Genomic DNA, 15254 nt, shown 5'->3' on the forward strand with positions numbered 1-15254 from the left:
AGATTATTATTGAACATACCATTTAGAATGTTTATGAACAGAGTCAGAAGCTAACAAGTCAGCAATACTTAACCATTTGTAATCATTATGTTGCTCATCAGGTAACGCTTCGATCGGTAAGTCTAGTTTCAGTTCGTAACCCAATACCACATAATGTGTCGAAAAATCATTACCCGAAAAATTATCGTCATAGAAATGTTCAAACACGCCTAAAAAAGACGCATCTTCAATCGCTAATTTAACGCCAAGTTCCACTAAAACTAAACGACTAAATGCATCATTAATCGCTTCATCTTTTAAAATTCGTCCACCAGGGACAAACCAATAATCCTGCGCAGGTTTATTTGTGCGTTTGCCAAGTAATACCTGACCGGCTTTATTTTTGACAATCAAATCAATAGAAATTAACGGAGTATATTTAACAACTGACTGAAATGTAGCAAAGGGTAATTGGCTCATTTTCTGAAATTATCCTGATTTGCTAAAAACCATTGATAGGTATCCGTCAGACCGGCTTCAAGACTAATTGAGTATTCCCAACCTAAATCTTTTAAACGAGAAACATTCATTAATTTACGAGGCGTCCCATCAGGTTTAGAACTATCAAAGACAATATCACCTTTGAACCCCACAACTTTAGCAACGGTTTCAACTAATTCACGGATTGTACAATCAACACCAGTGCCTACATTGATATGGCTTAACATCGGCTGTGTATTAGCTTCGTAGATAGACTGTTCAAGATTCATTACATAAATAGATGCTGCTGCCATATCATTCACGTGTAAAAATTCACGCATTGGTTTACCAGAACCCCAAGCAACCACTTCTGGTGCATCATTTAGTTTAGCTTCATGGAAACGTCGTAATAAGGCAGGAATAACATGCGAATTTTCAGGATGGAAATTATCATTCTCACCATAAAGATTTGTCGGCATCACACTACGGTAATTACGTCCATACTGACGGTTATAAGATTCACACAATTTAATCCCTGCAATTTTAGCAATTGCATAGGGTTCATTGGTTTCTTCTAATGTGCCCGTTAACAAAGCAGACTCATCCATAGGTTGCTCAGCAAGTTTAGGATAAATACAAGACGACCCTAGAAACAGAAGATCTTGAACACCCGCAGAATGTGCGCCATGAATAATATTGCACTGCATAATCATATTCTGATAAATAAATTCAGCAGGATATGTACTGTTTGCAACAATTCCACCGACTTTCGCTGCTGCTAAATACACCTGATCAATATTTTCAGTTGCAAAAAACTCTGTAACAGCTTGTTGATTAAGTAAATCCAATTCAGAGCGAGTACGAAGTACTAATTCAACGCCAGGTAAACTTTCTAATTGACGTACAATCGCAGACCCCACCATTCCTCGATGACCTGCAACAAAAATTCGTTTGATATTATCCATAAAACCTTCTCAAAAATACGCGGATACTAAAAAAGATGAAGGTGCGCATAGCACACCCTACAAAATAAAGTCTTAAAGAGGTATTAATAAATAGCTAATAGTACCTCTGAAGAACTTACCCCTGATTCTCAATTGAAATAGATACGTCGTAACCATTTTCTTTAAGTAGAGCATGTTGTTTCGCTTTACTTAAATCATACTCAACCATTTCGGCACACATTTCTTCAACGGTAATTTGAGGCACCCAACCTAATTTTTCTTTTGCTTTAGTCGGGTCACCCAATAATGTTTCTACTTCAGCAGGACGGAAGTAACGAGGATCAACACGAACAATGACATCACCAACAGAAACTGATTGTGCATTATCACCTGTAATTTTAGTAACCGTTGCAACTTCCTCAACGCCTTCACCAGAAAACTCAAGTTCAATGCCTACATTCTGTGCAGACATGCGAACAAATTCTCGTACTGAAATTTGCTTACCCGTCGCAATAACGAAATCATCAGCAACATCTTGTTGTAACATCATCCATTGCATACGAACATAATCTTTAGAATGTCCCCAGTCACGCAATGCATCCATATTACCAAGGTATAAGCAAGGCTCTAAACCCTGAGAAATATTACTAATAGCACGGGTGATTTTACGTGTTACGAAAGTTTCACCACGGCGAGGAGATTCATGATTAAATAAAATACCATTACAAGCGTACATACCGTAAGACTCACGATAGTTAACGACGATCCAATAAGCATACATTTTTGCAACGGCATAGGGAGAACGTGGGTGAAATGGTGTAGTTTCTTTTTGAGGGATTTCTTGCACTTCGCCATAAAGCTCTGAAGTAGACGCTTGGTAGAATTTAGTCTTTTTCTCTAACCCTAGAAAACGAATAGCTTCAAGTAAACGAAGTGTGCCCATCGCATCAACATCAGCAGTGTATTCAGGGCATTCAAATGAAACGGCAACATGAGACTGAGCGCCTAGGTTATAAACTTCATCGGGTTGCACATCTTTAATAATGCGTGTCAAATTTGAAGAATCGGACAAATCACCATAATGTAAGAAAAAGTTTTTATTTTGCGCATGCGTATCTTGATAAATATGATCAACACGTTCAGTATTTAATGAAGATGCACGACGTTTAATACCATGAACTTCATAACCTTTTTCCAATAATAACTCGGCTAAGTAAGATCCATCTTGACCAGTAACACCGGTAATTAAAGCGACTTTCTTTGACATTGGTACTTCCTTATAGTTCTAAATAATAATTAGCTATTTAATACAACTAATGTAAATAAACAGAGAGTATTAAATACTTCCCACTTCTTTTTTCAACTCTTTTTTTGTATCACTTTTTAATTGAATATCATGCTTAGCGCCGACCAATTCATTTAAATCAGTGAGAAATTTATCAATGACTTTGTCCTTTGATAAATATTTCTCTGCAAAATCTCGCGCAACCACATTATATGAACGACCCACTTGGTCCAGTAATGAATTCAAACCATTAACAAAAGAAGTGACGTTTTCAGGTTCGACACAGGTAAAAATACCAGGATGTTTCACTGCTGTTTTACCCAATTCAGTATGGTCTTCAGCAGTTACTAATGCATGACCACCGACGGATAAAATATTTGTTAATTTTGAAGGTAAAACAGCGTCTGCCGCCCCCTTCCGTTGAATAACTAAATGAATATCGGCAGCGGCTAGCATGGCCGGCACTTTAGCCCAGGGCTGCAAGGGTTTGAAGTAAACATTTAACAGGCCAGATGATTCAGCCATAGATTTCAATGTATCAACATAAGCCCCAGTGCCCACGAATACAAATTTTATATTTTGCTGTTGAGTATATTGTTTAGCGGCTTCAACAACCATTTCTAAACCTTGCTTGTTTCCGATATTACCTGCATATAAAACGATAATATCTTTTGCATCAAAGCCCCATTCCTCTCTAATAGACGAACCACAGGTATGCGGGGTTACAAATTCAGTGTCAGACCAATTAGGGAATAAAATAATTTTTTCAGGATTAAAACCTTTGTCTTTTGCATTTTCAATCATGCTATAGGAGATGGTAGACACCGCATCAAAACGACTTAACAACCATTTCTCAAAATATTTCACTATTTTAGCAACACGACCTTCTCCCATCATGCCCAGTCCAAATAAGGCATCTACTTCATAATCTTGGATATGCATAATAGCTTTAGCACCGGTTAATTTTGCAAATAACAGTGTAAAAGGTGCACAAAATAAGGTTGGTTGTACAAGCATAATAATATCGGGCTTCTTAAACATCTTAGAGAACAAAGCTAAACCGGATGAGAATGCAAAGGAAGATAAATGAATAATTCGTTTAATAGTAGTTACTTTTTTAGGCACATAGAGCGGGCATCGAATGATTTTAACACCATCGACGATGCTTTTATGATATGTGAACTTTTGAAAACCATCATGGATTTTCCATTCAGGATAATAAGGAGGTGCAAGAAAAGCACTCACTTTGACGTCTCGTTCAACAAGACCAACCGCCATCTCACCATTGTATTTACCGATGCCGGTTAATTCAGGTGAATAATTTAAACTATGTAATATAAAATACATTTAATCTATCCTTGATCAATTTTAATAAATTCCATAACAAGACAAATTGATACAAAATCTTGCTTTTTAATAGATAACAAAAATTTATATTAAAGTTATCTATTCCTTTGCCGATAGACAATAATAAACTTTAAAAGTTCCGATTTGTAAACAGATTGTATCAATCAAATAAAAATGAACAAGCAAAACCGAGTTATTTAGTAAAATTTATTAAAAGTTCAACAATCAAAAGCTTAAAAACACACATCACCATATGCATTGTTCACATTTCATTAAAATTTTTGTTAATAAATCATAATGTAAATTATTTACTATTATACTCAGCCAAATCATATCCGGATAATTTCTCTAGCTTTGATATTTTTTGACAATTATTGACACAATTATGCCATTCACGGTCGACTTCAATGCATTTTAGATCCACCAATGCTCGATACCAAAAAGCTTGCATAAAATGATAAGCAAACCCTCTTGCACCATCCAAAAAACCTAATTGAATGAAATATCTAAAGAAAAAATAAACACAGGGTCTAACAAAATAAGGCAATTTCATATAAATAGATTGTTTTAAAAAGCGTTTGAATTTAATCTTAAATCCAGTTTCGTTAGTGATCTTTGTTTCTGATTCTGGGAATAACTGCTTTAACTTAATATCAACCATTTCACGAGTAGCGTATTTATTATGTTTATCAATAAACCAAGTAACAGAATTCAAATTATCATCGGCAAACCCACCATTTAATTCAATCGAAGTTCCTTCTTCAAGTACAATATGTTCATCCATCCAACGTTGTTCAACATGTGCTTTACCATTACGGAAAAGACGTAACATGTGCAAAGGATAACGTCCACCATATTTAACCCACTTTCCTAAAAAAATATGCTTACGCTTAAATATTGCCGCATTATTACCAAATCCGTCACTTTGAATAAATTCATTTATATTAGTAACTAACTCATCATCAATAGTTTCATCAGCGTCGAGGCGTAAAACCCAATCACTAGTTACATTACAATTATCCATAGCCCATTGAAATTGCTGAGCTTGGTTAACAAATGGATTCTGGAAAACTTCAGCAGATTCATCTTGAGCTATCGAACAGGTTTGATCCGTTGAAAATGAATCAACAACAATCAAACGTGCATTTAAATTTTGCACTTGTTCAAGGCATCGTTGAATATGAAGTTGCTCATTAAAAGTTAAAATTATTAAAGTTAGATTGTACATTTTAAAACCTCTTACGATCTTTTATTTTAATTGCAGGATTCCCTGCATATACACTCCAATACTCAGTACTTTTAACCAATACTGCACGAGCGCCAATAACCGCTCCATCTTTAATGATTACATTCGGTCCAATAAATGCATCAGCACATACCCATACATTATGACCTATTTCAATTGGTGCTAATATCAAAGGGTGTAGACTATCCTCATAATCATGAGTACTAGAACAAATATGAACGCCTTGGCTAATAATAGAGTTCTCACCAATAGATATAAGCCCCTGATTATAAACATTTACATTAGGTCCTAATGTAGAACCTTGCTCCATAATTAAATTCGAAGGAAGCCAGATTTTAGTGGTTGGGTATATATTGACGTTTTTGGCGATTGAACCACCAAAAATATTTATTAACAATCTTCTATATGAAAAAAAAGGAACTGGGGAGTACTTAAAAAATAAAATATAAATTATGCCCCATACAACTCTAGTAATTTTATTTGAAATTGAAAAAACAGGGGAACTCAAGCGTTCCTTCGCTTTGACATCTAACATATTAAATCCTTTAAATAATATAATAAATTTTTAAAACTAATTAAATCTGCTACTAATTACTCTAGCAGGGTTTCCGGCTGCAACACTATTATCTTTCAATGACTTAGTTAAAACAGAACCAGCACCGACTATACAATTATGACCAACGGTAATATCAGGTAATATAATTGCCTTAGCTGCTACAAAAACATTGTTACCAATATTAATACTTCCAAGCATTAATTCTTGGTTTTTTGAAGCAAAGTCATGAGTACCAGAACAAAGGAAGGCTTCTTGAGCAATCGTACTTTCTTCTCCTATTTGTATTTTACCTACAGAATAAACCCAAGCTCGCTCACCAAGACAAGCTCTGCTTAATAAAGTAACATTCCAAGGAAAATGAATTCGTGCAGATTGATGTATAAAAACATCCCCAGAGGTAGATCCCCCAAATAGTTTAAAAATAAAAACTCTCCAACCATTTAATGGTTTAGGAGTTGGCCTACAGGTCATCAACCAAATAACATCCCATAAATACTTTTTTAGCCGTAAAAATAATGGCCAAGGAGTACTATATTTATCGTTCTGATACATAGTCTTCATAGCAAACCTTGTAATTTAGCAAAGATTAAATTAGTCACTCTATCAATTGAAAATTTACTCGCCGTAGTCATTGATTCAGATGCAATTGTTAAATGTTCATTACTTCCATAATTTATCATCTGTTGTTTTATCGATGATTTCAAATCAAATTTATTATTTAAACCATTAACAATAAAACCATTTTTCCCATCCACAATGTAATCTTTAAAACAGTCTAAGTTTAGGACTATCGTTATACAACCATATGACATTGCTTCCAATGGAGAAAGCGGGAAAGCTTCCCCTTTATTGGCTAAAGATGGGTATACAAAAATTGAAGAGTCCTTATAGTATTCATTTAAAGCAGTTCGATTAAAAACTTTACCCACAAATTCAATATTTCTTACAGCATATTTCTTTAATTTTTTTAAATATTCATCTCCTCCGCCTCCGAACTTAATTTCATGGGGACCAACGATAATCAATTTCCAATCTTGAAAGTCAGTGTTGCATAATTCAGAAAAGCTTTTAATCAATCCTTCTAAGCCTTTGTCAGGATACAGACGGCCAACATATAGAATAGTTTTACGTTTTTTCTTTAATTCAAATTTAAAATCTGGTTTAAGCACAAAATTAGGAATAACACACATCTTGTTTTTGAGACAGGGAGATTGCTCTATAATTCCTTGAGCAACAGCATGAGAAACAGGTTGGATAACATCAGCATGTTTATAAATACGCATTTGGTTTCTTGGAAAACGGTGAACACTCACCCATATTTTAGATTTCGTCAGTAATTTAGCGAAAATCGGAGACCAAAAAGAATTTGTAATCACTACATCAGAACATCTAACTCGACGCACAGCAAAAAAAGAATAAATAAAATCTAAAGTTAATCGTAAAGGCATAAAATTAACTGATTTAAATCCATGCACTCTAATATAATTAATCCCATTAACCTTTTCATTATCTAATAATTCAGGGTCTTTTTTGGAAATTAAAGTTATATCAATTCCCTTCACAGCAAGTGCCTCACAAAGTTCAAACCAGAGTATTTCTACGGCACCGCCTTGAATAGCAGGGACAGGTAAAAATGCCCCCATAATCACAGATATTTTAATTCGATTTGTCATTTTATCCAAATTAGTCAATTATAGTTTTTGTAACACTCAATAATACCTTTTCTAAATCAACAGCAGCTGATTTAATAGAAAAATTGGAATTATAACATTGACTTGCATTTTTCTGCATCATTAGCCTTTCAGAATCATTCATTGAAAACCACTTTATTAACAAAAACTTAACCCCGTCAATATCATCATTTCCAACAAATCCGGCTTTCGCGTCATCAATTTCCCGCCAAATATTAACTTTGTTTGTAATTAAAACGGGAGTTGAAGTAGAAAGTGCTTCAGCAACAACAATACCAAAATTTTCTTGATGAGACGGTAAAATAAAGAATTCTGCCGCATGGTACGCTCCCCATTTTACATTTCCTTGTAACATGCCTAACCAAACAACCTTATTATCCAAACCTAGTTTTGATATTTGTTTTTTTAATTTTAACGTTAAACCATCACTATCTGGGCCAGCAATAGCGATAATAAAATCTTCAGGCATATTTTCTAATTTACCCAATGCTTCAATTAATAAATCAATGCCTTTTTTTGTATGAATACGACTAAGGAACAAACCAAACTGACATTCCTTTAATTCAGGAAACTGCTCATAGAAACCAGCAAGTAATGTGTCCTTTTGTCCACTAAATAAAGGACAACCATAAGCGACGACATTTTCTTTTGGTGTATATGGTTTAAAGGATTGACGCGCTAAGTTACGTTCTTCTTCTGAAGTAAACAACACTGTAGATGCGTTATTTATTGTAAATTGTTCAAACAACTTCCAATAAATATTCTTTTTCAAGGTTTTAAGTTTATTATTTAAATTAAACCAAGGATCGAGCATTCCATGAGTAAAAACGACGTAAGGAACTTTGCATTTTGTACAGGCTTTTGCTGCTGCATATGCGTGGTACTGCCATAATCCATGTATAACAACGACGTCATAGTCATTAACATGCTTTTCAAGCCAATTAGCAAAAGGGCGACTATATTTAAGTGCACCTAATGAGCTTTTAAAACTAACCACTGGAAACTCAAAATTTGACAACCATTTTTCATCTGGATTATCAAGTGTTAATACAGTGATTTCATGCCCCAATACTAACAATTCTTTACTGCTATTTATCAACCCATTAATTGGGCCACCAGCTTCAGGATTAACAGAACTTATTACACGAAGAATTTTCATATTTAGTCTTTACTCTTATTTAATTAATGGCAAAATTGGCTTCAATATAGATGCTTTTGAAAATTCCTCTCGTGCGATGCACATAGAAGCAATTATTTTTTCATTATGATTATTATAAAAATCCTTTGAACTAACTATGCTATCCAACAATTGATTACTTGTACCATCGTAGAACAAAACACCGTCCAATAAACCAGCAACTTTCGCAGAAGGGACTGGAGTAGATATTAGAAGCCGACCACTTGCGATACCTTCAATGACTTTAAAAGGAAAGACACCTTCTGACATATCTGTAATAGGAGAGTGAGGGTTTAAAATAACATCAACAGATGCAATTAAAGTATAAAGCTGACTTTCTGATACTCGCCCATGGAATTCTAGTTTATCGGAAAACTGTTCCATTAATTCTTGTAAATTCGTTTCTAAATGTCCTGCACCTGAAATAACAAGTTTGAAATTTTCAGGTAATTGTTCAACAATCTCTATAATTTTATCAACACCTTTTTCGACTGACAATCCTCCAAAATATCCTACTTTGATTAACTTATTATTAAAACAACATGATTTATCACATGATTCGATTAAATTGACAGGTACAATACCTGGTAACAATTGACTTGACACTCCAAATTTCTTCATTTTATTAACAAGCTTATCATTAACGCCGAAAGCGAAATTAATGTTTTTCAAATTTAATTTCCACAGTAAATGATCTATATATGGTTTGGGATTTAAGCCTCTTGAGCGAGAAAAATGCCAATCTTCAAATTCGAATATCACAGGTACGTCAACTTTCTTATTGAGTATTCTTGAAAAATTATTTTCAAAAGCATAACTATTATATAGCCAAAGTAATTTAGGATTACCAAATTCCAAACATTTATTAACTGCTGCACTTGCATCTTTTAAGTTGAATAATTTTCCTAACTTTTGACTAGAGTAGCAAGTAAGAGTGTAATGTTTAACAGTAACGCCGCTTATAATAATTTCTTCGATTTGAGCCACTGCATCTAAGTTATTATGTGCTGAATTAACTAGCATAATATCAGAATCAAGTTCTGATAAAGTTTCGATAACCATTTCAATTTTTCTCGCAGCTCCCAAATGAGGAGTACTAGTTAAACTAACAGGTGAATATGGGGCTACTATTATGATCATATCATTTAGCTTCCTTAATAAATTTACTATCATTATAAATAACACCATAAATAAACAAATATGAAATTATCAAATAATATTGTTCGAAAAGATTAATCGTAAAAATTGTCAATACAAAGATGAAAGTCACTAATAAGTAGTACCTATAATATAGTGATGATGTGTGAGAGCGAATGATGTTCAAAAACAACAAAATACCGCTCCAAAATACCATTGAACCTAAAAAACCTACCTGGAAAAACAAGGTTAAAATAGTATTGTCAACAAGCCAATTGTACCTATACGATGCTGGAATCTGCCCCATATCAGTGACTAAAGAAAAAGCTGTATTAGTTCCAATTCCAATGCCTCTTCCAATAAAAAACTCCAGTAAGTCTGATTCAAATAACACTTGAAAATAATAAAAGAAATTAGAAATTCGCCCACCATCACCTACTTGAGTATCAAAAATACCACCCCTAGCAACTGATTCGATCATAAATAAATAAAGAAGACCGGTACCTAATATAGATGTTGGTATCGCAAATGAAAAAGTTGCAGCTCGATAAGAACCTTTAATGTTCTTTTTAATAAAATCATAAAATGCAAATAAGAAACATAAAAAAATACTTATCATTGCCATACGGCTACCAGACCCTACAGCAATAAATAAAGCTAGACTTAATAACAATAACTTTTTAATTAAATCAACTTTTAAATAAACAAGTGAAATAAGAGCAGCCGAAACCCCCAAAGTACCCGCAAGTGCAGCATTTGAAAATAAACCACTTGCTCTAAAATTACCAAGGCTACTAAACCCTACTAATTGAAGTTGTAAGAAGACCGCAAGGGCATCGCACAGCAATAAAATCAATATATAAGAATAAATGATTTTGTGATCATCTTTACCAACGACACTAGTTGCAGACATAACAAAAAAACCAACAGCTGCATGGAATAATACTAGCCATCTGGCCCCAGCTTTGAAAAAAAACAAAGGAGAAAAACCAAGGGCATAACCAATGCATCCAATAGCAAAGACAGTTGAAATCCAATAAAAGTATATTTTAATGATAAGGGAAGGAATCCTACCCAAAGGTCTATTTGAACACCAATAAATCCAATACAAACCAAATAAAAGTAAAAAAATATCTTTAAAATATTTTAGAATGCCCGCATTCGATAGTGATTCAGAGCTTAATGTCCAAAAGACCACTTTACCTAACAACAGGTTTTCTATAGCAACAGGTAAATATTGAAGTACCCCTGCGGCCAAAAAAATAAACACAGCTATAGGTATAATGGAAATATTTAATTTACGAAACACGTTAATTAGACCTCTTAATTTATTTTTATTATATTTTTGCTGTAATACTTTAGATTCTTCAAACATCTATAAAATTGAGCTCATATGTTTAGTCGATTAATAATTGATATATTAATCTCCATATAAATGACATTTTATAGTTTTATAATTTCTGTTTGTAAGCATAAACAATTTTGAAACACCAATAACCAACTATCAGCTCAAATGTGCTAAGGGCTGCAATAGGCCCTAAATGACCAAAATCATTTCCTATAATGTACAGCATGGTGAGCATTAATAATGAAGCAAATAAATAAACTAAAGAAATTTTCATATGTCTATTAAGTGAAGTTAAATACACTAGTTCGATCTGCCATGATGCATTTAAAAATGCAACAGTTAAAAAACCATAAAACAAAGGTGCTTCGTAGGGTATTTTATCCCCTACCCACAAATGCAATAAAAATTGTCCAAAAATAGTCAGAAAAAAACAAACAGCTAATGATGACAAAATAGTAATTATTCGTCCTTTCGAATGAATACTATTAATTGCAATATTATTACCTTCACCAAATTGTCTTGATAATTCCGGCCCTATAGAATTTGAAACAACATTAACACATTGGACAATGATTCGACTAACTGTACGATACGTATTAAAAATAGCTAAATAAGCAGGACCAAAAATAACACCAATACAAATAGTCATGCCTTGAAATGAAAAAGCATTTGCTACTGGAAATGACATAAAAGAAAGAGCAGGTTTAATTAACTCTTTTAAATCCTGTTTATTTGCGTCCTTAATTGACCAATTTAAATTCTTATGTCTGTTGCTGGCGAACAAAATGACTACTCCTAGACCAATAACTCGACCCGCTAATTGTAATAAAGCAGCGCTTAAAAAATCATTGAACAGGACAATACCCAAAAGCAATAACGACCACTCAAGGATTCTTATACCTTGTAGCAAATATGCTCCTAGTGCAAACTCACCTTGAGAACGGAAAACTGCATCAACTAATCTACTCGTTAAAGATAAAACACCCGTCATAACTAAAACAATTAATGCCAACTTATTATTGATTAGATTTAAAACGCCATTATCAATAAAGAAACAAACCAAAGAGACTGACACTAATGAAAAAGTAATCACCCCAAAACAAAGTAAAATTGCAGAGTGGAACAAGCTTTTAACTTTTTCATGTTTTTTCTGTCCAGAAAGAATTGTCATTTTATTTACAATAACAGTCAAAAAACCTAAATCAGACAAAGCAAAATATGAAGGAATTGCAGTTAACATTAACCATTGACCGTAAACAGACAGTGACCACTGGCTTAATATTATTGGAACAGAAGCAAGTTGAATAATAATAGTAACGGCTTGAGCAAAAATATTGGCTCCAACGGAAGCATAAATTCGTTTAAGTTTATTTTTCAATTGTGCAACCTAATGATTTGATAACTTTACAAGGATTTCCAGCAGCAATTACATTTGCAGGAATATTTGAGACAACAATACTACCTGCACCAATAACTGAGTTTTCACCAATAGTTACACCTTTCATCACTATTGTTCTTGCTCCTATAAAAACGTTATCTGCTATATTGACAGGACGTACAACAACCCCATCTTTTGCATACCTACGCCCCTCAGGGTGTAACGAATGAAAATCATTATCAAAGATCATAACATCAGAACCAAGTAAACACTCTTTACCAATAGTTACTTTTTCCATGGCACAAATCGTTGCCCCACTAACACCTGTATCTGCGCCTATCGTAACAACAGACTTCGGCTGCATAGTTCTAATAATTACAGGTTTAGAAACCCCTAACGCTGTATTTTGATTACGAGAACAAAGTACAACTTTATCTCCTAATGTAATATTAGATTTTTCATTAACATCCAAAATTGGCATTCCAAAGAAAATGACATCAGAACCTATTTGAATATTATTGCTGGTAAATTTATAAAATATTGGAAAAACATATTTTGATAAACGACGCCATATAAAATTAATTAATTTATTCAACTTATTTCACCGTAAACTTATTATAAAAATCACCACGTTGAGAAGACATTTCAAGTTCTTTAATGGGTTTATCCCACCACTTTTCAATTAATAAAGCAGATATAGTCTCATCATCAAATCTTTTCTTGATTTCTTTAGCCGGCACCCCACCGACAATAGAATAAGGTGAAACATCTTTAACAACAATTGAACCTGTTGCTATTATGGCTCCATCACCAATCGTCACACCGTCCAATATAGTACACCTTGCACCAATCCAGACATCATTGCCGACTATTGTTTTTTTTACTTCGGTAAAATCATTTTTATAAGCGAAACCTTTCCAGGCGGGATTGTTACTCGAATAAAACATACGATGAGTAGATTTCCAATCAGTCGGATGACTACCAATACCACCAACCCATGATTCAGGACCAATACAGCAAAAACGACCAACTTCGCTGTTAGAGACAATAGAGTCAAAATTAATATAAGAAAACAAACCAAGTTTTGATTTAATTACTTTTGAACGTTGCGCTAAATAATTATGACCACTTAACTCTGATGTTTTATCAACAAAAGAAAGCCAATGACAAAATACATTAATATTTTTCAAAAAATAAGCTCGAATTAACCAGAGAATACGATGTTTCATAAATTAACCACCTGTATTAATTTCAAATGAAAATTAATAAATTAAAGAATTAAAACCGTCTATATTTTAGTGACTTTATCAGAGCGCATTACACTAAATAAACTTAAGACAGTAATGAACAAAATTGCTATGGCAAAATCTTGAAGGATAAAATCAACGGTTGCGTGAATAATCATGCAGCAACAGGACATTAAAGTACCGATTGAAATTCCCTTACTTAAATTATTATTTGATTGGCGCAAAAATTTAATGGCGCGCCAAAAAATAATTAAAATCATATAGAACATTAAAAAACTAGGAATGACTCCAAACTCAACAATAAACTGAACGTATTCATTATGTGCATGATCGTAAAAGTCGTTGTACACCTTACTTTGATATTGTAAAAATGTAGAATAAAAAGTGCCAGCACCACTACCAATTATAAAATAATCTTTTATATAAGGCATTGCATCTTCAACAACATTATCTCGTGTTTCACTTTGAAATGATGTTGCTTCTAAACGTTCTTTTACTTTATCAACACCAAAATAAGTTCCGACAATCACCATATCTAAAGCAATTAAGCTAACAATCAACCACTTCAGTGTGTTTGGTGGACGCTTCATTAAAAGTAAAGCTAAAACACTAGACACTAACAAAGAAACAAAAAAAGCAGAATTCCCCATGCGAGAACGGGTCATAATCAGTGCGACAACCATTATAATAATGGCTATTCGTATTACCCATTTTGTACTCAATAAAGTTTCAATAATACTGACGAGTTTTTGTTTATTTGTCGTGGCCTTAACCCCTTCGAGTGAACCTATTAAATAGCCGATGGCAATCGACAAACACAACAACAAATAATTAGCAAGATGATTCTGATAAACAAATGAACCAGATGCTCTGTCTCCAATATTCAAACCTAAAAGACTAGATTCCCAACCAGAGTATTGTAGAAAGATCGCATAAATAGCTTGTGTTAACCCAGCGGTAATGATGACCCAACAAAGTTGCCTGATTCGTTTAGTGGAATCTACAACAAAACTAAAGTTAATGATAAACAAACATAAACTTAACCCTTTAATCAAAGCTATTTCAGTTTGAATTGGATCAAGAGTATTCAAGGGAGAATATGCGGGGAAGTAAAACCCAAGCCATTGAAAAAAAACCCAAACCTGTACCAAAAATATTATACTAAAAATAAAAGTGACGAATTTAACTTTGGCTAAGAAGTGTTTAAAATTTGGACTAACACAAAGAATAAGTGAGTTTAAAGAAATTAAAAACTCAACTATGCCCCACGACCACGGTCGGTTGGCGCCAAGAGGAATGGGTGCAAACCAAATGATAAAACAGAGTAAATAAAAGGCTAATTTATTTAACATTGTTCGTTGTTCATCAACAAAGCTTGGAAATTAACAAAATAAAGTATCATACACATCCTGTGTTAATTATTTATGAAGAGTACAACT

Annotated in this window: 14 protein-coding genes and 1 pseudogene; all 15 read right to left on the minus strand. The window is 33.5% G+C overall.

Annotated features, from left to right (window positions below; all coding sequences use genetic code 11):
- Positions 1 to 6: 6 nt before the first annotated feature.
- The 15 genes and pseudogenes from ACR30L_RS10655 to ACR30L_RS10725 all read right to left on the minus strand — a co-directional run bounded on the left by ACR30L_RS10655 (position 7) and on the right by ACR30L_RS10725 (position 14846).
- The gene (locus ACR30L_RS10655; RefSeq protein ID WP_435234237.1) at positions 7 to 459 is read right to left on the minus strand and encodes a GDP-mannose mannosyl hydrolase; all 453 of its coding nucleotides are present in this window, start codon (positions 457 to 459) and stop codon (positions 7 to 9) included.
- Entirely contained in the window at positions 456 to 1424 is a 969-nt protein-coding gene (gene fcl, locus ACR30L_RS10660) for a GDP-L-fucose synthase (protein WP_435234238.1), read from the minus strand. Before fcl ends, ACR30L_RS10655 begins: the two co-directional genes overlap by 4 nt.
- Positions 1425 to 1539: 115 nt before the next feature.
- Positions 1540 to 2670 carry a GDP-mannose 4,6-dehydratase gene (gene gmd, locus ACR30L_RS10665; RefSeq protein WP_435234239.1) on the minus strand — a complete coding sequence of 377 codons (1131 nt, stop codon included), beginning with the start codon at positions 2668 to 2670 and terminating at the stop codon, positions 1540 to 1542.
- Between the two features lie 69 nt (positions 2671 to 2739).
- Entirely contained in the window at positions 2740 to 4035 is a 1296-nt protein-coding gene (locus ACR30L_RS10670) for a WcaI family glycosyltransferase (protein ID WP_435234240.1), read from the minus strand.
- 304 nt (positions 4036 to 4339) lie between these two features.
- A complete protein-coding gene (locus tag ACR30L_RS10675) occupies positions 4340 to 5263 on the minus strand; it encodes a glycosyltransferase family 2 protein (RefSeq protein WP_435234241.1) in 924 nt (307 codons plus the stop codon).
- Between the two features lies 1 nt (position 5264).
- Positions 5265 to 5816: a putative colanic acid biosynthesis acetyltransferase gene (locus ACR30L_RS10680; RefSeq protein ID WP_435234242.1), complete on the minus strand. Its 552-nt coding sequence runs from the start codon at positions 5814 to 5816 to the stop codon at positions 5265 to 5267.
- A 36-nt stretch (positions 5817 to 5852) separates the two neighbouring features.
- Complete coding sequence (locus ACR30L_RS10685) at positions 5853 to 6398, minus strand: hypothetical protein (RefSeq protein ID WP_435234243.1); 546 nt, start codon at positions 6396 to 6398, stop codon at positions 5853 to 5855.
- Positions 6395 to 7510 (minus strand): glycosyltransferase, encoded by a 1116-nt coding sequence (locus tag ACR30L_RS10690; protein WP_435234244.1) that lies wholly within the window; start codon positions 7508 to 7510, stop codon positions 6395 to 6397. The genes ACR30L_RS10685 and ACR30L_RS10690 overlap by 4 nt, the downstream gene beginning before the upstream one ends.
- A gap of 10 nt (positions 7511 to 7520) precedes the next feature.
- Positions 7521 to 8687 (minus strand): glycosyltransferase, encoded by a 1167-nt coding sequence (locus ACR30L_RS10695; RefSeq protein WP_435234245.1) that lies wholly within the window; start codon positions 8685 to 8687, stop codon positions 7521 to 7523.
- Between the two features lie 15 nt (positions 8688 to 8702).
- Entirely contained in the window at positions 8703 to 9845 is a 1143-nt protein-coding gene (locus ACR30L_RS10700) for a glycosyltransferase (protein WP_435234246.1), read from the minus strand.
- Position 9846: 1 nt separating this feature from the next.
- Positions 9847 to 11217, minus strand: coding sequence for a hypothetical protein (locus ACR30L_RS10705; RefSeq protein ID WP_435234247.1), 1371 nt, complete (start codon positions 11215 to 11217; stop codon positions 9847 to 9849).
- Positions 11218 to 11293: 76 nt separating this feature from the next.
- Complete coding sequence (locus ACR30L_RS10710; RefSeq protein ID WP_435234248.1) at positions 11294 to 12568, minus strand: lipopolysaccharide biosynthesis protein; 1275 nt, start codon at positions 12566 to 12568, stop codon at positions 11294 to 11296.
- Positions 12558 to 13163, minus strand: a complete 606-nt coding sequence (locus tag ACR30L_RS10715) for an acyltransferase (RefSeq protein WP_435234249.1) — start codon at positions 13161 to 13163, stop codon at positions 12558 to 12560. The genes ACR30L_RS10710 and ACR30L_RS10715 overlap by 11 nt, the downstream gene beginning before the upstream one ends.
- 70 nt (positions 13164 to 13233) lie before the next feature.
- Positions 13234 to 13443 (minus strand): annotated as a pseudogene (locus tag ACR30L_RS10720) (CatB-related O-acetyltransferase); the annotation flags it as partial.
- 413 nt (positions 13444 to 13856) lie between these two features.
- Positions 13857 to 14846 (minus strand): O-antigen ligase family protein, encoded by a 990-nt coding sequence (locus ACR30L_RS10725; RefSeq protein WP_435234250.1) that lies wholly within the window; start codon positions 14844 to 14846, stop codon positions 13857 to 13859.
- Positions 14847 to 15254: the final 408 nt, after the last annotated feature.

Origin of the sequence: Psychromonas saccharinae, from assembly GCF_051201515.1 — a bacterium.
Taxonomy (GTDB): Bacteria; Pseudomonadota; Gammaproteobacteria; order Enterobacterales; family Psychromonadaceae; genus Psychromonas.